The following is a 14021-nucleotide window of genomic DNA, read 5'->3' on the forward strand; positions in this document are numbered from 1 at the left end:
TTGACGATCACTTCCTGCCCGATGCGCGGGATCGCCATGTGGCCCCAGGCCGCGCCCGCCCAGTTCTGCGACACGCGGATCCAGCACGAGCTGTGTTCGTCGTGCTGGCCCAGCCGGTCCCAGGGAAACTGGACCTTTACGCGTCCGTAATCGTCGCAATAGATCTCTTCGTTGGCCGGGCCCACCACTGAAGCGATCTGCGGGCCGTCGATGCGCGGCTTGGCGGCGGGTTCGGGCTTCCAGTCCACGCGGTCGGGCACGATGTCGGCGGTGTAGCGGTATTGCGTGNCGGGCCCACCACTGAAGCGATCTGCGGGCCGTCGATGCGCGGCTTGGCGGCGGGTTCGGGCTTCCAGTCCACGCGGTCGGGCACGATGTCGGCGGTGTAGCGGTATTGCGTGCCCTGCGAGGCATCGGCCGCTTCCTCTTGCTGACTCGTGTGCTGCACGCCATGGTGCCGCATGCGCACAGGGCGCCAGCCGTGGTTCCAGTCCTCGCGGGGATGGCCCGTCAGGTCGAAGGCTACGCCGGGAACGAGGCGCGCATCGTCGCCTTCGACTCGCGCCATGCGAGCGTCGCGGCGCAGTCCCAGCAAACGGCTCTGCGTGAATGGTTTGCCCGCCTCGTCGCGCTTGTAGCGGCCGGGGTAGTCATAGCGCTCGTATCGCGGGTTCTGATGATCCAGGTCTGTCGCGACCGGTGAATGCTCCTGGTCGTATTGCGGGTGTGTATAGGTGTAGTCGCGCTGCGTCTGGCGCGCCGTGCGGACCTGTTCTGCGTAGGTGAACCGACGCAGCGCGGGCGCCGGCTGGTCGCCGCCGGGCGACGGGTTGTATTCAACCGGCCCGCCTTCGATCGCGCCGTGGACATATATCCGGTCGCCGTGGATCAAGCGATGTCCCTTCTCCGTGTGCGCAAAGCGGTGGAAGAATCCCTCTTCGGCGGCCAGGCGGGCCAGAAACGCGAGATCGGTTTCTCCAGCCTGCACGCAGTACTCGCGCGGCAGGTGCGGGTTGGTCGTGACCTGTTCGTAATCCGTGATGCCGTGCGACTTGATGATCTGCTCAAGGATCTCGGGAACCGATTGCTGCTGGAAGATGCGCCAATCCGAGCACAATTCAGCGCGTGCCAACGCGGGTTCCACCACGGCCCGGTAGCGCGTTCTTCTGAAGCCTGTGTCGCCCTGCTCGAAGCTGGAGACAACGCCATGGACATGTCGCACGGGCATATCCCCGCGCCAGATCGTGAACAGCGCCGGTTGATCCAGCATCGCACCAAAATCCACCGCCGGATCGAAGCTCGATAATTCCACGCGCAGGACGAAGGTCTCGGACAAGGCTTCATCGAGCGTGAACTCAAGCACCTCGAAGTCCGCGCCCGCGGCGGACGGCACAAAGGTAAACCGCACATCGGATAAACGGGGCATATCCACATCCTGAACAACCGGAACAACGGAANAGCACCTCGAAGTCCGCGCCCGCGGCGGACGGCACAAAGGTAAACCGCACATCGGATAAACGGGGCATATCCACATCCTGAACAACCGGAACAACGGAAGAAGGCGTTTCGGCTGCATGGGAAAGACAAGCGGCCACGGCGAATGACGTTTCGCGGCGGCAAGTATCTGCTAACGCTGCCGCTTTCGATTTAATATTTATTCGAAAAATCAGATTTGAAGGTGTGATTATCTTTAGTCTGTCGGCCGCGCTCTTCTTAATTTCCAGGCGAGTGTATTCAGAACTTTTTCACTTCCATAGGTCGAATATGGAATGACGGTATAGGTTGAATGCATACCCGCGACGACGGGATTTAAATCAACAGGCAGTGGAGGTATCTTTTACGTCCGAGTACGAAAGCGTAAAGGCGTGCCGTTCACCGCGGAGCGGCAAGAGAAATTCTGAAGCGCTGGATGGCACAATCCGCGGCCTGCATCAGGTCAAGCAGAACAAGAGCGGGAGCCTTGCCATGAAGGCGTTGTTTGTTCCAATAGCCAGTTTTGCGGAATTTTCGACGGCAAAATCTGGCGGCGATGGGCGAGGCTCGTCCATAAGATGCTCGATGGCTTCGCAAAGAGCTGCCGTGGGGCATGCGCACCAAACCCACCCAAGATTTCGAACCCTTGAGCGTCAGTACTGACCATCAGCCGCCTAAGCCCGATGAGCTGTCGTTTGCCTGGCGCATTGATCAAAATTCCCTAGGGATTTCCCCCGGTTTAGGCATTAAAAACGCAGCCTTGCGCAATTTCCGCTTGCCTTGAAAGGTGAACGGAAGTTTGGATTTTTAGACTCCCGCATTCATTGCAATGTCAGCTTTTTTTCAGACGCCAGTCAGATGAAAGCACAACAACGGGAGGACAAGACCATGCAATCAAAACGCAGTGCCGCCAGACGCGAGGCGTGGGCCGCGGGCACGATGATCGTGCTGGGCCTGGGCGCCATCGCGCAGGCATCCACATACACCTTGGGCAGCCTGGCGCGCATGGGGCCGGGCATGTTTCCGGCGATCCTTGGCGCGCTGCTGGTCATGCTGGGCCTGGTCATCGCGAAGATGGCGGCTTCGCCCGCCGTGGCCGAGGAAGACGCCGAAGAGGTGGCGCCGCCCGAATGGCGCGGCTGGGGCTGCATCATCGGCGGGCTGCTGGCGTTCATCCTGGTCGGCAAGTTCGGCGGCCTGGTGCCCGCCACCTTCGTGCTGGTCTTCATCTCCGCCATGGGCGACCGCCAGCACACGTGGCGCACCGCGGCCTTGCTGGCGGTGGGCGTAACGATCCTGGGCGTGGCCGTTTTCTCCTGGGCGCTGCAGTTGCAGTTTCCGCTGTTCCGCTGGGGCTGATCCATGGAAATCTTCAATAACCTGATGCACGGATTCTCTGTCGCCTTCGCGCTGGACAATCTGATGTGGGCCGTGTTCGGCGTGTTCATGGGCAACCTGATCGGCGTGCTGCCGGGCATGGGCGTGCTGGCCGCCATTTCCATTCTGCTGCCGCTGACCTACACCATGACGCCCACGGCGGCGCTGGTGATGCTGTCCGGCATCTACTACGGTTCGCAGTATGGCGGCGGCATTACGTCGATCATGCTGAATCTGCCCGGGACCGCGTCGCACGCGGTGGCGTGCCTGGACGGCAATCCGCTGGCCCGCAACGGCAAGGCCGGTTCCGCGTTGTTCATGCTGATGTTCTCGTCGTTCTGCGGCGCATCCGTGGGCATTCTGGCGATGATCCTGTTTTCGCCGCTGCTGGTGGACGTGGCCTTCAAGTTCGGGCCGGCCGAGTATTTCTCGATGATGATGCTGGGCCTGCTGGCTGGGGCGACGCTGGCCAAGGGTTCCGCGATCAAGGGCGTGGCGATGGTGGTGGTCGGCCTGCTGCTCGGCGTGGTGGGCACCGACGTCAACACCGGCACGATGCGCTTTCACTTCGGCATCCTGGAGCTCTCTGACGGGCTGCAGATCGTGGCGCTGGCGATGGGCCTGTTCGGCGTGGCGGACTTCCTGAAGAACATCAACCGCATCGGCGGCGACAGCAAGGTCACCACCGCGAAGGTCAGCATGAAGTCGATGCGTCCGGAAGCGGGCGACATCAAGCAGTCGCGCGGCGCGCTCGTGCGCGGCACGGCGATCGGCGCGGCGTTCGGCATCCTGCCGGGCACGGGTCCGACGATCGCGTCGTTCATTTCGTATGCCGTGGAAAAGAAGGTCGCGCGCGAACCGCGCCGCTTCGGACGCGGCGCCATCGAAGGCATCGCGGGGCCGGAGGCGGCGACCAGCGCGTCGACGCAGACCAGCTTCATCCCGACCATGAGCCTGGGCATCCCGGGAGATCCGGTGATGGCGCTGATGCTGGGCGCGCTGATCATCCACGGCATCCAGCCGGGGCCGCAGATGATGATCGAACACGCCGACATGTTCTGGGGGCTGATTGCCAGCTTCTGGGTGGGCAACGTGCTGCTGTTGCTGCTGAACCTGCCGTTGATCGGCATGTGGGTGCGCATGCTCACCGTGCCGTTCCGCTACCTGTTCCCGGCGGCGCTGTTCTTTGTGTGCGTTGGCGTCTACAGCACCAACAACAACCTGTTCGACGTGGGGATGGTGACCTTGTTCGGCGCCGCGGGCTATGCGCTGATCCGCCTGCGCTTCGAGCCCGCGCCGCTGTTGCTCGGCTTTGTGCTGGGGCCCATGGTGGAAGAGAACTTCCGCCGCGCCCTGCTGCTGTCGCGAGGCGAGCTGTCGATCTTTGTGTCGCGGCCCATCAGCCTGGGTTTCATCCTGGCATGCGTGGCGCTGATCGCGCTGCTGGCGGTGTCGGCGCTGCGGCAGCGCAAGGCGCGGGAAGCCCTGCGCCACTCGGAATCCGCGGCGTAGCCGGGCAATCCGTATCGGGGTAGTGCTGCTTTGGCCGGTCTCTCGGGACCGGCCTTTTTTTCGTCCGGGCCAGACGGCGTCAGAGATCCGGCGCGGTCCCTGGTCCGACCGAATGGCCGTCGATATGCCCCAGCGGCCTGCCCGGGTCCAGGCGGTCGCGCACGCGCTGCTTGAGGACCTTGGCCTCGGGGAATCCGCCGTCGCGCTTGCGGTCCCAGATCAGGTCGCCGTTATAGGTGATCTGAAAAATGCCGCCGGTGCCCGGCTGGAGCACCACTTCGCCGAGGTCGGTTGAAAAAGTGGACAGCAGTTCCTGGGCCATCCAGCCGGCGCGCAGCAGCCACTGGCACTGGGTGCAATAGAGAATGACGATACGAGGACGCAAGGCGGGCGGGTTCATGGGGAAAATATTCTACGCCAGCCCGAAGCCGGTCGATCATGGATAATGTCGGGTTTTCCCGGGCTCGCAATGAGCCCCGAGCCTGCCCATGAAGTCTGCTTTAACTCCCCGGGGCCAGCGCTGGCTGATCGGTCTCTTGATGGGGCTGGTCACGCTTACGCCGATGGCCATCGACATCTATCTGCCTTCCCTGCCCGCCATGGCCCATGGCTTTGGCGAGCCCGTCAGCGCGCTGCAAGCCAGCATCACGCTGTTCATCTTCGCGGTTGGCGTGGGCCAGATGCTGATCGGTCCGCTGGCCGACCGCTATGGCCGCCGGCCGGTCGCGCTGTGCGGCGTCCTGGCCTATCTGGTGGGATCGGCGCTGGGCGCGGCCGCCTCGTCGCTTGAAGCGTTCTACGTGGCGCGCATTGTCCAGGGATTGGGCGCATGCTCCGCGTCGCTGGTGGCGTTTGCCGCGGTGCGGGATTGCTTCAGCCCGGCCGTCGGCGCTCGCGTGTACAGCTACCTGAACGGCGCGCTTTGCACGGTGCCGGCGTTGGCGCCAATGCTGGGCGGCGTGCTGGCGCTGCAGGCGGGCTGGCGCAGCACCTTTGTATTCATGGCAGTGTTTTCGCTGGCGCTTGCCGCGCTGCTGGCGGCCCGCTTCGAAGAAACGCGGGCCAGGCCTACGCAGCCCCATGGCGCTCTTTACAGCCTGCGCCGCTATGCGCCCATCGTCGCGAGCGGGCGCTTTCTTTATTTCGCGATGTTCGGCATGGCGGGCATGGCCATGATCCTGGTGTTCGTGTCCGCCGCGCCCGTGGTGCTGGTGCAGCAGCTCGGGTATTCCGAACTGGGATTCTCCGCGTGGTTCGGCGGCAATGCCGCGATCAACATCGCGGCCTTCTTTCTTGCGCCCGCCTTCATTTCGCGCTTTGGCCGCCACACGATGGTGCGCGTCGGCATGGCGGCGCTGCTGCTGGCGTCTGCCATGCATGTCTGCGCCTGGCTGTGGGCGCCCTTGTCGGCCTGGATCTTCATGCTGCCGGTGGCCGTGCTGACCGTGGGGTTTTCGCTGGCGCTGGGGTCGGGGTTGAGCCTGGCGCTGGAACCCTTCGCCGAGCGCGCCGGCACCGCCGCCGCGGTTTACGGCCTGTTCCAGATGAGCGGTTCGGCCGTTGTCGCGACCCTGCTGCTGGACAGCGGCATGGCGCCGCAGGCGGCGATGGCGTTGATCGGCGCGGTCATCGTGGCGCCGCTGATGTGCCTGTCGCCGGCCATCGCGCGGGGTCTTGGCCGCAGCGCGTGATCCGCAGGGCATGAGGCGCAGCGCGTGATCCGCCCTGCGGCGAACACCTTTGCCCAGTGTTCTAGACGAGCCAGCCCAGCGTCCACCCGCCCGCCGCCGCCAGCAATACCACCCAGACGGGCGACCAGCGCGCATAGACCAGCAGCGCGAACAGCAGCAGGGCCAGGCCGAAATCGGCCTTGCTGAGGATGGCGCTGGTCCAGACGGGGTCATACAGGGCGGCGAGCAGGATGCCGACGACGCTGGCGTTGACGCCGGCGACCAGGTTGCGCACGCCGGGCCGGCGGCGCAGGTTTTCCCAGAAAGGCAGCGCCGCCACCACCAGCAAGGCGCCCGGCAGGAAGATGGCGGCGAGCAGCGTCAGGCCGCCCGCCCAGCCCGACACCGGCCCGGAGGACAGCGCGCCCAGGAACGCCGCGAAGGCGAACAAAGGCCCTGGCATGGCCTGCGCGGCGCCGTAACCCGCCAGGAAGTCGGTGCTGGACACCATGCCGGACGATACCGATGCCGTTTCGAGCAGGGGCAGCACCACGTGCCCGCCGCCGAACACCAGGGCGCCCGCGCGGTAGAACCCGGCGATCTGGCCCGCCAGCGCGCTATCCGAGACCAGGGCCCAGGCAGGCAGCCCCGCCATCAGCGCGACGAAGATGCCCAGGCTGATCAGGCCGACGGCGCTGGGGACACGCGATGGGGAATTGGCCAGTACCGGCCGCGCAGGCACCTGCAGGAGGGCCGCGCCCACCATGGCGCCCAGCAGGACGGCCCCCAGTTGGGCAAGCGCGGTGGGCAGGACCACCGTGATCAGGGCCGCGGCGACCGCCAGCGCGGCGCGGGGCCGATCCGGACAGAGCGACCGCCCCATGCCCCAGACCGCTTGCGCGACGATGGCGACGGCGGCCACTTTCAGACCGTGGATGGCCGCGGACCCCGCCAGCCACCCGAAATGGGCCAAGCCCAGCGCGAAGCCGATCAGCACAAGCGCGGAAGGAAGGGTGAATGCCACCCAGGCGGCCAGCATGCCGGCCCACCCCGCGCGCTGCAGGCCGATCGCCATGCCCACCTGGCTGCTGGCCGGTCCGGGCAGGAATTGGCACATCGCGACCAGATCCGAATAGGCGTAGTCGTCCAGCCAGCGGCGGCGGTCCACGAATTCGGTGCGGAAATACGCCAGATGCGCGACCGGACCGCCGAACGACGTCAGGCCCAGGCGCAGGAAAACCAGGAACACTTCCAGCCAGGACCCCCGTCCGGCCTGCGCGCGCGCATCGGCGGCGGGAGTGCTGGCGACGTGTTCGTCATGCGGTGAAGGGTGCGGCATGGGTTTCAGCTTCGTGGCGGCGGGGCGCGGGATTTCAGGCCCTTGCACCAAGCTTATAGCCGGGCCGCGCTGGCGATTCAATCGGATTAACGACAAAAACCGGTCTTCGCGCCGCAGGTTGGCACCCAAATCATGGCCCATACCAAAATGACATCCATGGCACTTTTGGTGTGAGCCAATAGGCCGCATGCTTCGTACTCGTGACTTACCCGAAACCGCAACCCTTAGAAAGGCAAATCCATGAGCCAGCGTTTGAATTATTTCCAGGTCTCCGAAGCCCTGTCCAAGAAGTACCTCGACTACAGCATGGCGGTGAAGCGGTCCCCCGTGGTCCAGGAATTCGGCCATCTGGTCGACATCCGCGCGTCGCAGATCAACGGTTGCGGCTTCTGCCTGGACATGCACGTCAAAGAGGCAACCATCCATGGCGAACGCGCGCTGCGCCTGCACCACGTCGCCATCTGGCGCGAATCTCCCTTATTCTCGCCGCGCGAACGCGCCGCGCTGGAATGGACCGAGGCGCTGACCACCCTGTCGCCGCAGGGCGTGTCCGATGCGGTGTATGAATCCGTGCGCGCGGAACTGTCGGAAAGCGAGATCTCCGACCTGACCTTTCTCGTTGTCGGCATCAATGGCTGGAATCGGCTCAACGTGGCGTTTCGCACCGTGCCGGGTTCGGCCGACCAGGCCTATGGGCTGGACAAGGCCGGCCTGAACTGAGTCCGCTTGTCCCGCCGCCCCGCCGGGGCGTCACATCATCCGCAGGATCCGGTGGGCGTATTGCTCGGCCTGTTCGGCGGATGCGATGTTCGTGAAGCTCATCAAGAGGCCGGATTGCGCGTCCGGCGCGTCCGACCAATGCGACAAGGCGTGCGCGTACAGGCCGTCTTCGAACATGCGCGCCGCCACCGCCCGATCGGTCTGGTAGCCCTCCATGCGCGCCACCAGATGCATGCCGCCGGGCTGTGGCTCGATGCGCAGGCGCGCGCCCAGCACGGCGCTCAGGCCGGCCGCCGTCGCGTCGCGGCGGACGCTGTAGAGGCGGCGCATGCGCTGGATGTGGCGGCCGAAATGCCCCTCGTTGATGAAGGACGCCAAGATGCCCTGCGTCAGCGCGGGCGCGCCGCCCGCGAGCAGCATGCACAGGCGGCGGAAACGGGATGCCTGTTCTTCCGGCACCACCAGGTAAGCCAGCCGCATGCCGGGAAACAGCACCTTGCTGAACGTGCCGGCATACAGCACCCGCCCCTGCCGATCCAGGCTCTTCAAGGCGGGCAGCGGCCTGCCGACGTAGCGGTATTCGCCGTCGTAGTCATCTTCGACGATCCAGGCGTTGCTGCGCTCGGCCCAGTCCAGCAGCGCCTGCCGGCGCGGCAGCGACAGCGACAGGCAGAGCGGGCTCTGATGCGCGGGCGTGACCACGGCCGCGCGGGCGCGCGGTTCGGCGGCAAGGCCCGCGTCCACCACCATCCCCTCTTCGTCCACGCGCACGGGCACGGCCTGCATGCCCGCTTGCGCCAGCAGCGCGCGCGTGGGCGGATAGCCGGGGTCCTCCACCCATACCGAGTCTCCCGGCTTGAACAGCGCATGCAGGACGAGTTGCATCGTGTTGTTGTAGCCCGACGTAATGAACACCTGAGATGCGGTGCATTGGATGCCGCGCGCCACCTGCAGGTAGGCCGCGGTGGCGGTCCGCAGCGATAGCAGGCCGGCGGGGTCGGGATAGGCCAGGTCCGGCGGGTGCATCCCGCGCAGGTGGCGCGCGCCCAAGCGCGCCCAGATCTTGCGCGGGAAGGCGTCGAGCGCGGGCAGCCCCATCTGGAAAGGCAGCGGCGCGGGCGGACGCAGCCAGGTGTCGTCCGGTTTCTCGACGGCTTTGGGCGCGGACGCGCGAGCGCCCAGGGACTGCGGTTGCAGGTTCGGGGCGACGATGGTGCCGGCCTGCCCGCGCGCGAGTATGTAGCCTTCGGCGGCCAGCAGCGAATAGGCGACCTCGATGGTGCCCCGCGCCACGCCGATGTCCTTGGCGAGCGCGCGCGCGGACGGGATGCGGTCGCCGGGCTTCAGGGTGCCCTCGGCGATGGCGCCACGGAACCGTTCGTACACCTGCCGGTATAGCGGTTCGCCACTGGCGTCGGAAAGGGTCAGCAGGCCATCGGGGCGGGCAGGAATCATGGCATAGTCCGGAACAGCATTCTTGGTCCTTCAAATTATGGCATGTGCTTTCTAAGATGCGTACTGACGTAGGAGCGGAACATTCGCGGCCGCCCCGCTTTCAGATACTGACCGAATGGACACAACCATGACAGAAACGGCTTTGCGCCACCTAGAGACGACGGAAGAACTGCGCGCCTGCCTGCCGCTGATGCGCCAGCTTCGTCCCCACCTGGACCAGGAAGACGACTTCCTCGAGCGCATCGCCCGCATGCGGCATGAACGCTATCGCCTCCTTGCCGCGATGCACGGCGACGAGGCGGTCGCCCTGGCGGGCTACCGCTACCAGGAGAACCTGATCTACGGGCGCTTCATTTATGTGGACGATCTGGTGGTGGCCGATGGGCGCCGCGGCGAGCGCTGGGGGGCAAAGCTGCTGGAATATCTGGACGGCGCTGCCCACGCCGCCGGTTGCAAGCGGCTGGTGCTGGATACCGGCCTGTCCAACGCGCTGGCTCAACGTTTCTATTTCAGGTTTGGCCTGCTGACCAGCGCCATCCGTTTCTGCAAGGCCCCGGGAGACATCCAGGCATGAATATTCTGCGTATCAATTGCAGCCCGAGGGGCCGCGCATCCGAAAGCTACCGCCTGTCGCAACGGCTGGTCGACCGCCTGGCCCGGGCGGCCGGTGTGCCGGAACCCCGCATCACCGAGGTCGACGCCACCGCCCTGCCCCACGTGGACGACGATTACGCTGCCGCCCTGAGCGCGCGGGTCGACCCGGACGGCGACACGCTTGGCCGTGGCGCGCTGCGCCAGTCGACGGAGCTCATCGAAAGCCTGCGCAACGCCAGCCACATCATCATTGCGACACCCATGCACAACTTCACGGTGCCCTCGTCGCTGAAGGTCTGGATCGATCATGTGGTGCGGGTGCGCAGCACGTTCGAGATCACGCCCCAAGGCAAGGTGGGGACGCTGGCGGACCGTCCGGTCTACGTGGCGATCTCATCGGGCGGAGAGTTCTCGGGCGAGGCCGCGCGGCAGTCCGACTTTCTGACGCCGTATCTGGGCTACCTGTTGGGAACGATCGGACTGCACGACGTGAATTTCTTTTCGGTGCAGGGAACGGCGCGGGGCGCAGAGGCGCTGGAAGCGGCGCGGGCCCGCGCCGAGGCGCAGATCGCGGCGCATGTCTTTACCGGGTTCGCGCGCAAGGAGCCCGCGCTGGCCTGAGCCGGCAGTCCGATCCCGCTTGATGTGTTTGGAACGTTGCGGGGTTACCAGCCCCGCCCCGCGAACGGTTCGAACGCACCGAGCCGCCAACACCAGTCTTGGAACACGGGCGCGGCGCGCCCGTTTTTCAATTATCCGGACCGCATTGACACCGCGGAATGCAGGGCACTACGCTAGCCCGCAAACCAGACCTGTCACACAAACGGAGTATTTTCCGATCCGCATCCTGGTGCCGGAGGCGTGTAATGACACTGCATAGACCAGGCGTGTTCGCCGCCGCTGTTTTTGTCGTCATCAGCCTGTCCACGTCCAATGCCGACGCGGCATGCAGCGAAAAGAAGATCGTCGCCATGGCAAAGGAGGGACGGTCGATCAAATCGATCGCCAAGTCCTGCAACATGCCGGCCGCCAAGGTGCGGGAAGCGGCCGGAGACGCCGGCGCCGAGCCATCCAAGCCGCAGGCCGCGACGCAGAACCCGCCGCAATCCTCGCCCCAAACTCCGTCCCAAACGCCGCCGCAAGCCCCGGCGCAAACCCCGGCCAAGGGCAAACCCAAGGCCGTTGCTCCGCCCGAGCCCGAGCCGGCGCCGGGCCTGCCCTCGGGTGCCGGGCTCGCAAGCTGCGACTGCAAGGGTTCCGTGCCGTATGGCAAGCGGGCGCCCGAGCTTCGCTGCCAGAGCGGCATGTCCATCGCCACGCCCTGCCCCGGATACTGTTCACCCCATGGCATAGCGCCCTGGCGCCGGATCTGCAGCTGAGCGCAGGCCGCCCGTCAACCGGGCTGGGGCGACGCCTGCCCGATCGGGCGCGCATGCACCTGGTCGATCCGCAGCCCGTCGCGGCGGGTGACTTCGAACCCCCAGTCGCGCAGCAGGACGGTGTCGCCGGTGTCGGGAATGCGGCCGCCGGCGCGCAGCAGGCAGCCGGCCAGCGTGGCGTCGGGGTAGTCGTCGGCCAGGGCCGGCGCGTCCAGCAGACGCGCCGCTTCGTCGACGGACAGGCGGCCTTCCAGCAGCCAGGAACCGTCTGAAAGCTGCAGCGCCTCGGGCTGGTCTTCGCGGTGTTCGGGCAGATCGCCGCCCACCGCCGTCAGCACGTCGAGCGGCGTCACCAGGCCTTCGCACACGCCGTGCTCGTCCACGACGATCAGCATGTGGTCGCGCGAGGCACGGAGTTCCTCCAGCACCTTGAGCACCGGCGTGGTTTCCAGGACATAGCGCGGCTCGCGGGCAAGCTCCACGAGGTCGATGGGACCGGGGTTTTGCAACAGCGGCAGCACATCCTTGAAGTGCAGCACGCCCAGCACGTTGGCCGGATCACCCGCGCAAAGCGGCAGGCGCGAGTGGCCGGTGGCGAACTTGCGGACGATGGCGTCCGGCGTGTCGGCCACGTCCAGCCAGGTCATGTCGCCGCGAGGCACCATGATGGACCGCACGTCGCGGCCGCCGATGGACAGTACGCGCTCGATCATGGAGCTTTCCTCGGGCGCGAAGGCGGGTTCGTCGCCCGCGCCGTCGACCAGCGCCACCACGTCGTCCACCTGCTGCCCCGGCTGGCCGGCGCGGCCGCCGCGCAGCAGCCGCAGCACCGCCTGCGCCGTGCGCTGGCGGCGCCCCAGGGCATGGGTGCCGCGCGCGCGGTTGCGGCGGGCAAGCTGGTTGCAGAGCTCGATCAGGATCGAGAAGCCGATGGCGGCGTACAGGTAGCCCTTGGGCACATGGAAGCCCAGGCCTTCGGCCACCAGGCTGAAGCCGATCATCAGCAACAGGCCCAGGCACAGGATCACGACCGTGGGGTGGCGGCCCACGAAAGCCATCAGCGGACGGCTGGCCAGCATCATGACGGCCATTGCCAGCACCACGGCGATCATCATGATGCTCAGGTCCTGCACCATGCCCACGGCGGTGATGACGGAGTCCAGCGAGAACACGGCGTCGAGCACCACGATCTGCAGGATCACCTGCCAGAACACCGCATGCTGCGGCTTCTGGCCCTGGTCGTGGCTGGCGCTGCCTTCCACGCGCTCATGCAGTTCCATCGTGCCCTTGAAGAGCAGGAACATGCCGCCCAGGATCAGGATGAGGTCCCGTCCTGAAATCTCCGCGCCCAGCACGGTGAACAGGGGCGCGGTCAGGGTCACCACCCAGGCGATGCTGGCCAGCAGGCCCAGCCGCATCACCAGCGCGAGCGTCAGGCCGATCAGGCGCGCGCGGTTGCGCTGGTCGGGCGGCAGTTTGTCCGCCAGGATGGCGATGAACACCAGGTTGTCGATACCCAGCACAATCTCGAGCACAACCAGGGTCGCCAGGCCAAGCCAGGCGGTGGGGTCGGACATCCAATCGAAAATCATCAGGTTTCCACGGAAAGCGTGAGCGGGCGCGCGCGGGCGCCGCATAGGTGGGAAGGGAATGCGTGGGGCGCGCCGGCAAGGCATTGCGGAGGCGCGCGGTGCAGCCGGGCGGCCGGCGGCGGAGCGCGGCAGCCCAGGCGCGGCGTGGCCGCGATGGCGCTGAGGGAAGTGGCGGGCAGGCGCAAGGCCTCTGCCACGGCAATACTGGGAGGGGGCATCGGGCGCCGGCGAGGTTGCGGCGCCCTGCTAGAGGGTGGGTCTTCGGTCATAGTTGGCGGAAGGCTCCGGCTGCGCGGGGCAGCATGGGTCGGAGGGTCCGCCGTGCTCTCTTTCTTACTGGAAACTGAATAATACCTGAAACTGGCGGACGGTCGATTGGGGCGTACCCGCGATGACGCAGCGCAAATGGGCGCATCGCGCAGGGGGACGCATCACCGCAAACCTTATAGAATGGGCGCCGACCATGCGCAGTCCGCCTTCCCTGCCCCGCAACGCCGCGAGCCTTTGGCTGGTGCTGGTTCTGTTCGTGCTGAAGGCGATGGTGCCGCAGGGCTTCATGCCCGCCACGCAGCAAAGCGGCACCCTGATCCAATTGTGCTCGGCGGCCGGCCCCATCTGGGTGGCGGGCCCCGCCAAGTCCGACGACGCACCTGACCAGCGGCACGCGGCGCAGGCCGCGAGCTGCCCGATGGGCGCGGCGTTCGCTTCGGTGCCGCTGCCACCTTCGCCCGTCCTGGTGGCCGTGGCCGCGTCCGTCATGGCGCATCCGCTGGCGGCCCGGGCGCCGCCCCGCGCCGCCAACGGCTCGGTTTCCGGGGCGCCGCTGGGCGCCCGCGCCCCGCCTGCCTACTCGGTATTTCGCTAACCATCGCGCCGCCGCCGTGCGGCAATTCTTAGCTTACCGAGAGTA

General features: G+C 66.4%; 14 protein-coding genes and 1 pseudogene. 9 read left to right on the forward strand and 6 right to left on the reverse strand.

Translation table 11 applies throughout. The features are described from left to right. Together vgrG and tssI are read right to left on the reverse strand one after the other, a co-directional pair. On the reverse strand, positions 1-260 hold a 260-nt coding region (gene vgrG / locus ASE30_RS29485), incomplete at its 3' end, for a type VI secretion system tip protein VgrG (protein WP_369819312.1). 29 nt (positions 261-289) lie between these two features. Continuing rightward, positions 290-1426 (reverse strand): annotated as a pseudogene (tssI, locus tag ASE30_RS09225) (type VI secretion system tip protein TssI/VgrG); the annotation flags it as partial. Between the two features lie 660 nt (positions 1427-2086). On the opposite strand from tssI, the gene ASE30_RS28940 reads away from it, so the two are divergent. The 3 genes from ASE30_RS28940 (at position 2087) to ASE30_RS09235 (ending at position 4362) form a co-directional block, all read left to right on the forward strand. Next, a complete protein-coding gene (locus ASE30_RS28940) occupies positions 2087-2257 on the forward strand; it encodes a hypothetical protein (protein ID WP_156407598.1) in 171 nt (56 codons plus the stop codon). A gap of 104 nt (positions 2258-2361) precedes the next feature. Beyond that, positions 2362-2832 (forward strand): tripartite tricarboxylate transporter TctB family protein, encoded by a 471-nt coding sequence (locus tag ASE30_RS09230; RefSeq protein ID WP_057284015.1) that lies wholly within the window; start codon positions 2362-2364, stop codon positions 2830-2832. Positions 2833-2835: 3 nt separating this feature from the next. Further along, positions 2836-4362 carry a tripartite tricarboxylate transporter permease gene (locus ASE30_RS09235; protein ID WP_057284016.1) on the forward strand — a complete coding sequence of 509 codons (1527 nt, stop codon included), beginning with the start codon at positions 2836-2838 and terminating at the stop codon, positions 4360-4362. Between the two features lie 79 nt (positions 4363-4441). Here ASE30_RS09235 and ASE30_RS09240 read toward each other — a convergent pair whose 3' ends face one another. Beyond that, the gene (locus tag ASE30_RS09240) at positions 4442-4762 is read right to left on the reverse strand and encodes a SelT/SelW/SelH family protein (RefSeq protein WP_057284017.1); all 321 of its coding nucleotides are present in this window, start codon (positions 4760-4762) and stop codon (positions 4442-4444) included. Between the two features lie 88 nt (positions 4763-4850). Here ASE30_RS09240 and ASE30_RS09245 point away from each other — a divergent pair, with 88 nt between their 5' ends. Further along, positions 4851-6053 (forward strand): multidrug effflux MFS transporter, encoded by a 1203-nt coding sequence (locus ASE30_RS09245; RefSeq protein ID WP_057284018.1) that lies wholly within the window; start codon positions 4851-4853, stop codon positions 6051-6053. A 61-nt stretch (positions 6054-6114) separates the two neighbouring features. On the opposite strand, the gene chrA is transcribed toward ASE30_RS09245, so the two are convergent. Further along, positions 6115-7371: a chromate efflux transporter gene (gene chrA, locus ASE30_RS09250; RefSeq protein ID WP_057284110.1), complete on the reverse strand. Its 1257-nt coding sequence runs from the start codon at positions 7369-7371 to the stop codon at positions 6115-6117. A gap of 240 nt (positions 7372-7611) precedes the next feature. Here chrA and ASE30_RS09255 point away from each other — a divergent pair, with 240 nt between their 5' ends. Next, positions 7612-8091 (forward strand): carboxymuconolactone decarboxylase family protein, encoded by a 480-nt coding sequence (locus ASE30_RS09255; protein WP_057284019.1) that lies wholly within the window; start codon positions 7612-7614, stop codon positions 8089-8091. Positions 8092-8121: 30 nt separating this feature from the next. Here ASE30_RS09255 and ASE30_RS09260 read toward each other — a convergent pair whose 3' ends face one another. Then, the gene (locus tag ASE30_RS09260) at positions 8122-9546 is read right to left on the reverse strand and encodes a PLP-dependent aminotransferase family protein (protein ID WP_057284020.1); all 1425 of its coding nucleotides are present in this window, start codon (positions 9544-9546) and stop codon (positions 8122-8124) included. A 127-nt stretch (positions 9547-9673) separates the two neighbouring features. Between ASE30_RS09260 and ASE30_RS09265 the strand changes: the two genes are divergently transcribed. The 3 genes from ASE30_RS09265 (at position 9674) to ASE30_RS09275 (ending at position 11519) form a co-directional block, all read left to right on the forward strand. Next, positions 9674-10120: a GNAT family N-acetyltransferase gene (locus ASE30_RS09265; RefSeq protein ID WP_057284111.1), complete on the forward strand. Its 447-nt coding sequence runs from the start codon at positions 9674-9676 to the stop codon at positions 10118-10120. Further along, on the forward strand, positions 10117-10761 hold the full coding sequence (locus ASE30_RS09270; RefSeq protein ID WP_057284021.1) for an FMN-dependent NADH-azoreductase: 645 nt from the start codon (positions 10117-10119) through the stop codon (positions 10759-10761). The genes ASE30_RS09265 and ASE30_RS09270 overlap by 4 nt, the downstream gene beginning before the upstream one ends. 245 nt (positions 10762-11006) lie before the next feature. Then, positions 11007-11519 carry a hypothetical protein gene (locus ASE30_RS09275; RefSeq protein WP_057284022.1) on the forward strand — a complete coding sequence of 171 codons (513 nt, stop codon included), beginning with the start codon at positions 11007-11009 and terminating at the stop codon, positions 11517-11519. A gap of 14 nt (positions 11520-11533) precedes the next feature. Here ASE30_RS09275 and ASE30_RS09280 read toward each other — a convergent pair whose 3' ends face one another. Then, entirely contained in the window at positions 11534-13111 is a 1578-nt protein-coding gene (locus ASE30_RS09280) for a TerC family protein (protein WP_057284023.1), read from the reverse strand. Between the two features lie 463 nt (positions 13112-13574). On the opposite strand from ASE30_RS09280, the gene ASE30_RS09290 reads away from it, so the two are divergent. Then, the gene (locus tag ASE30_RS09290) at positions 13575-13976 is read left to right on the forward strand and encodes a DUF2946 family protein (protein ID WP_057284112.1); all 402 of its coding nucleotides are present in this window, start codon (positions 13575-13577) and stop codon (positions 13974-13976) included. Positions 13977-14021: the final 45 nt, after the last annotated feature.

Origin of the sequence: Achromobacter sp. Root83, from assembly GCF_001428845.1 — a bacterium.
Classification (GTDB): domain Bacteria; phylum Pseudomonadota; class Gammaproteobacteria; order Burkholderiales; family Burkholderiaceae_B; genus Achromobacter.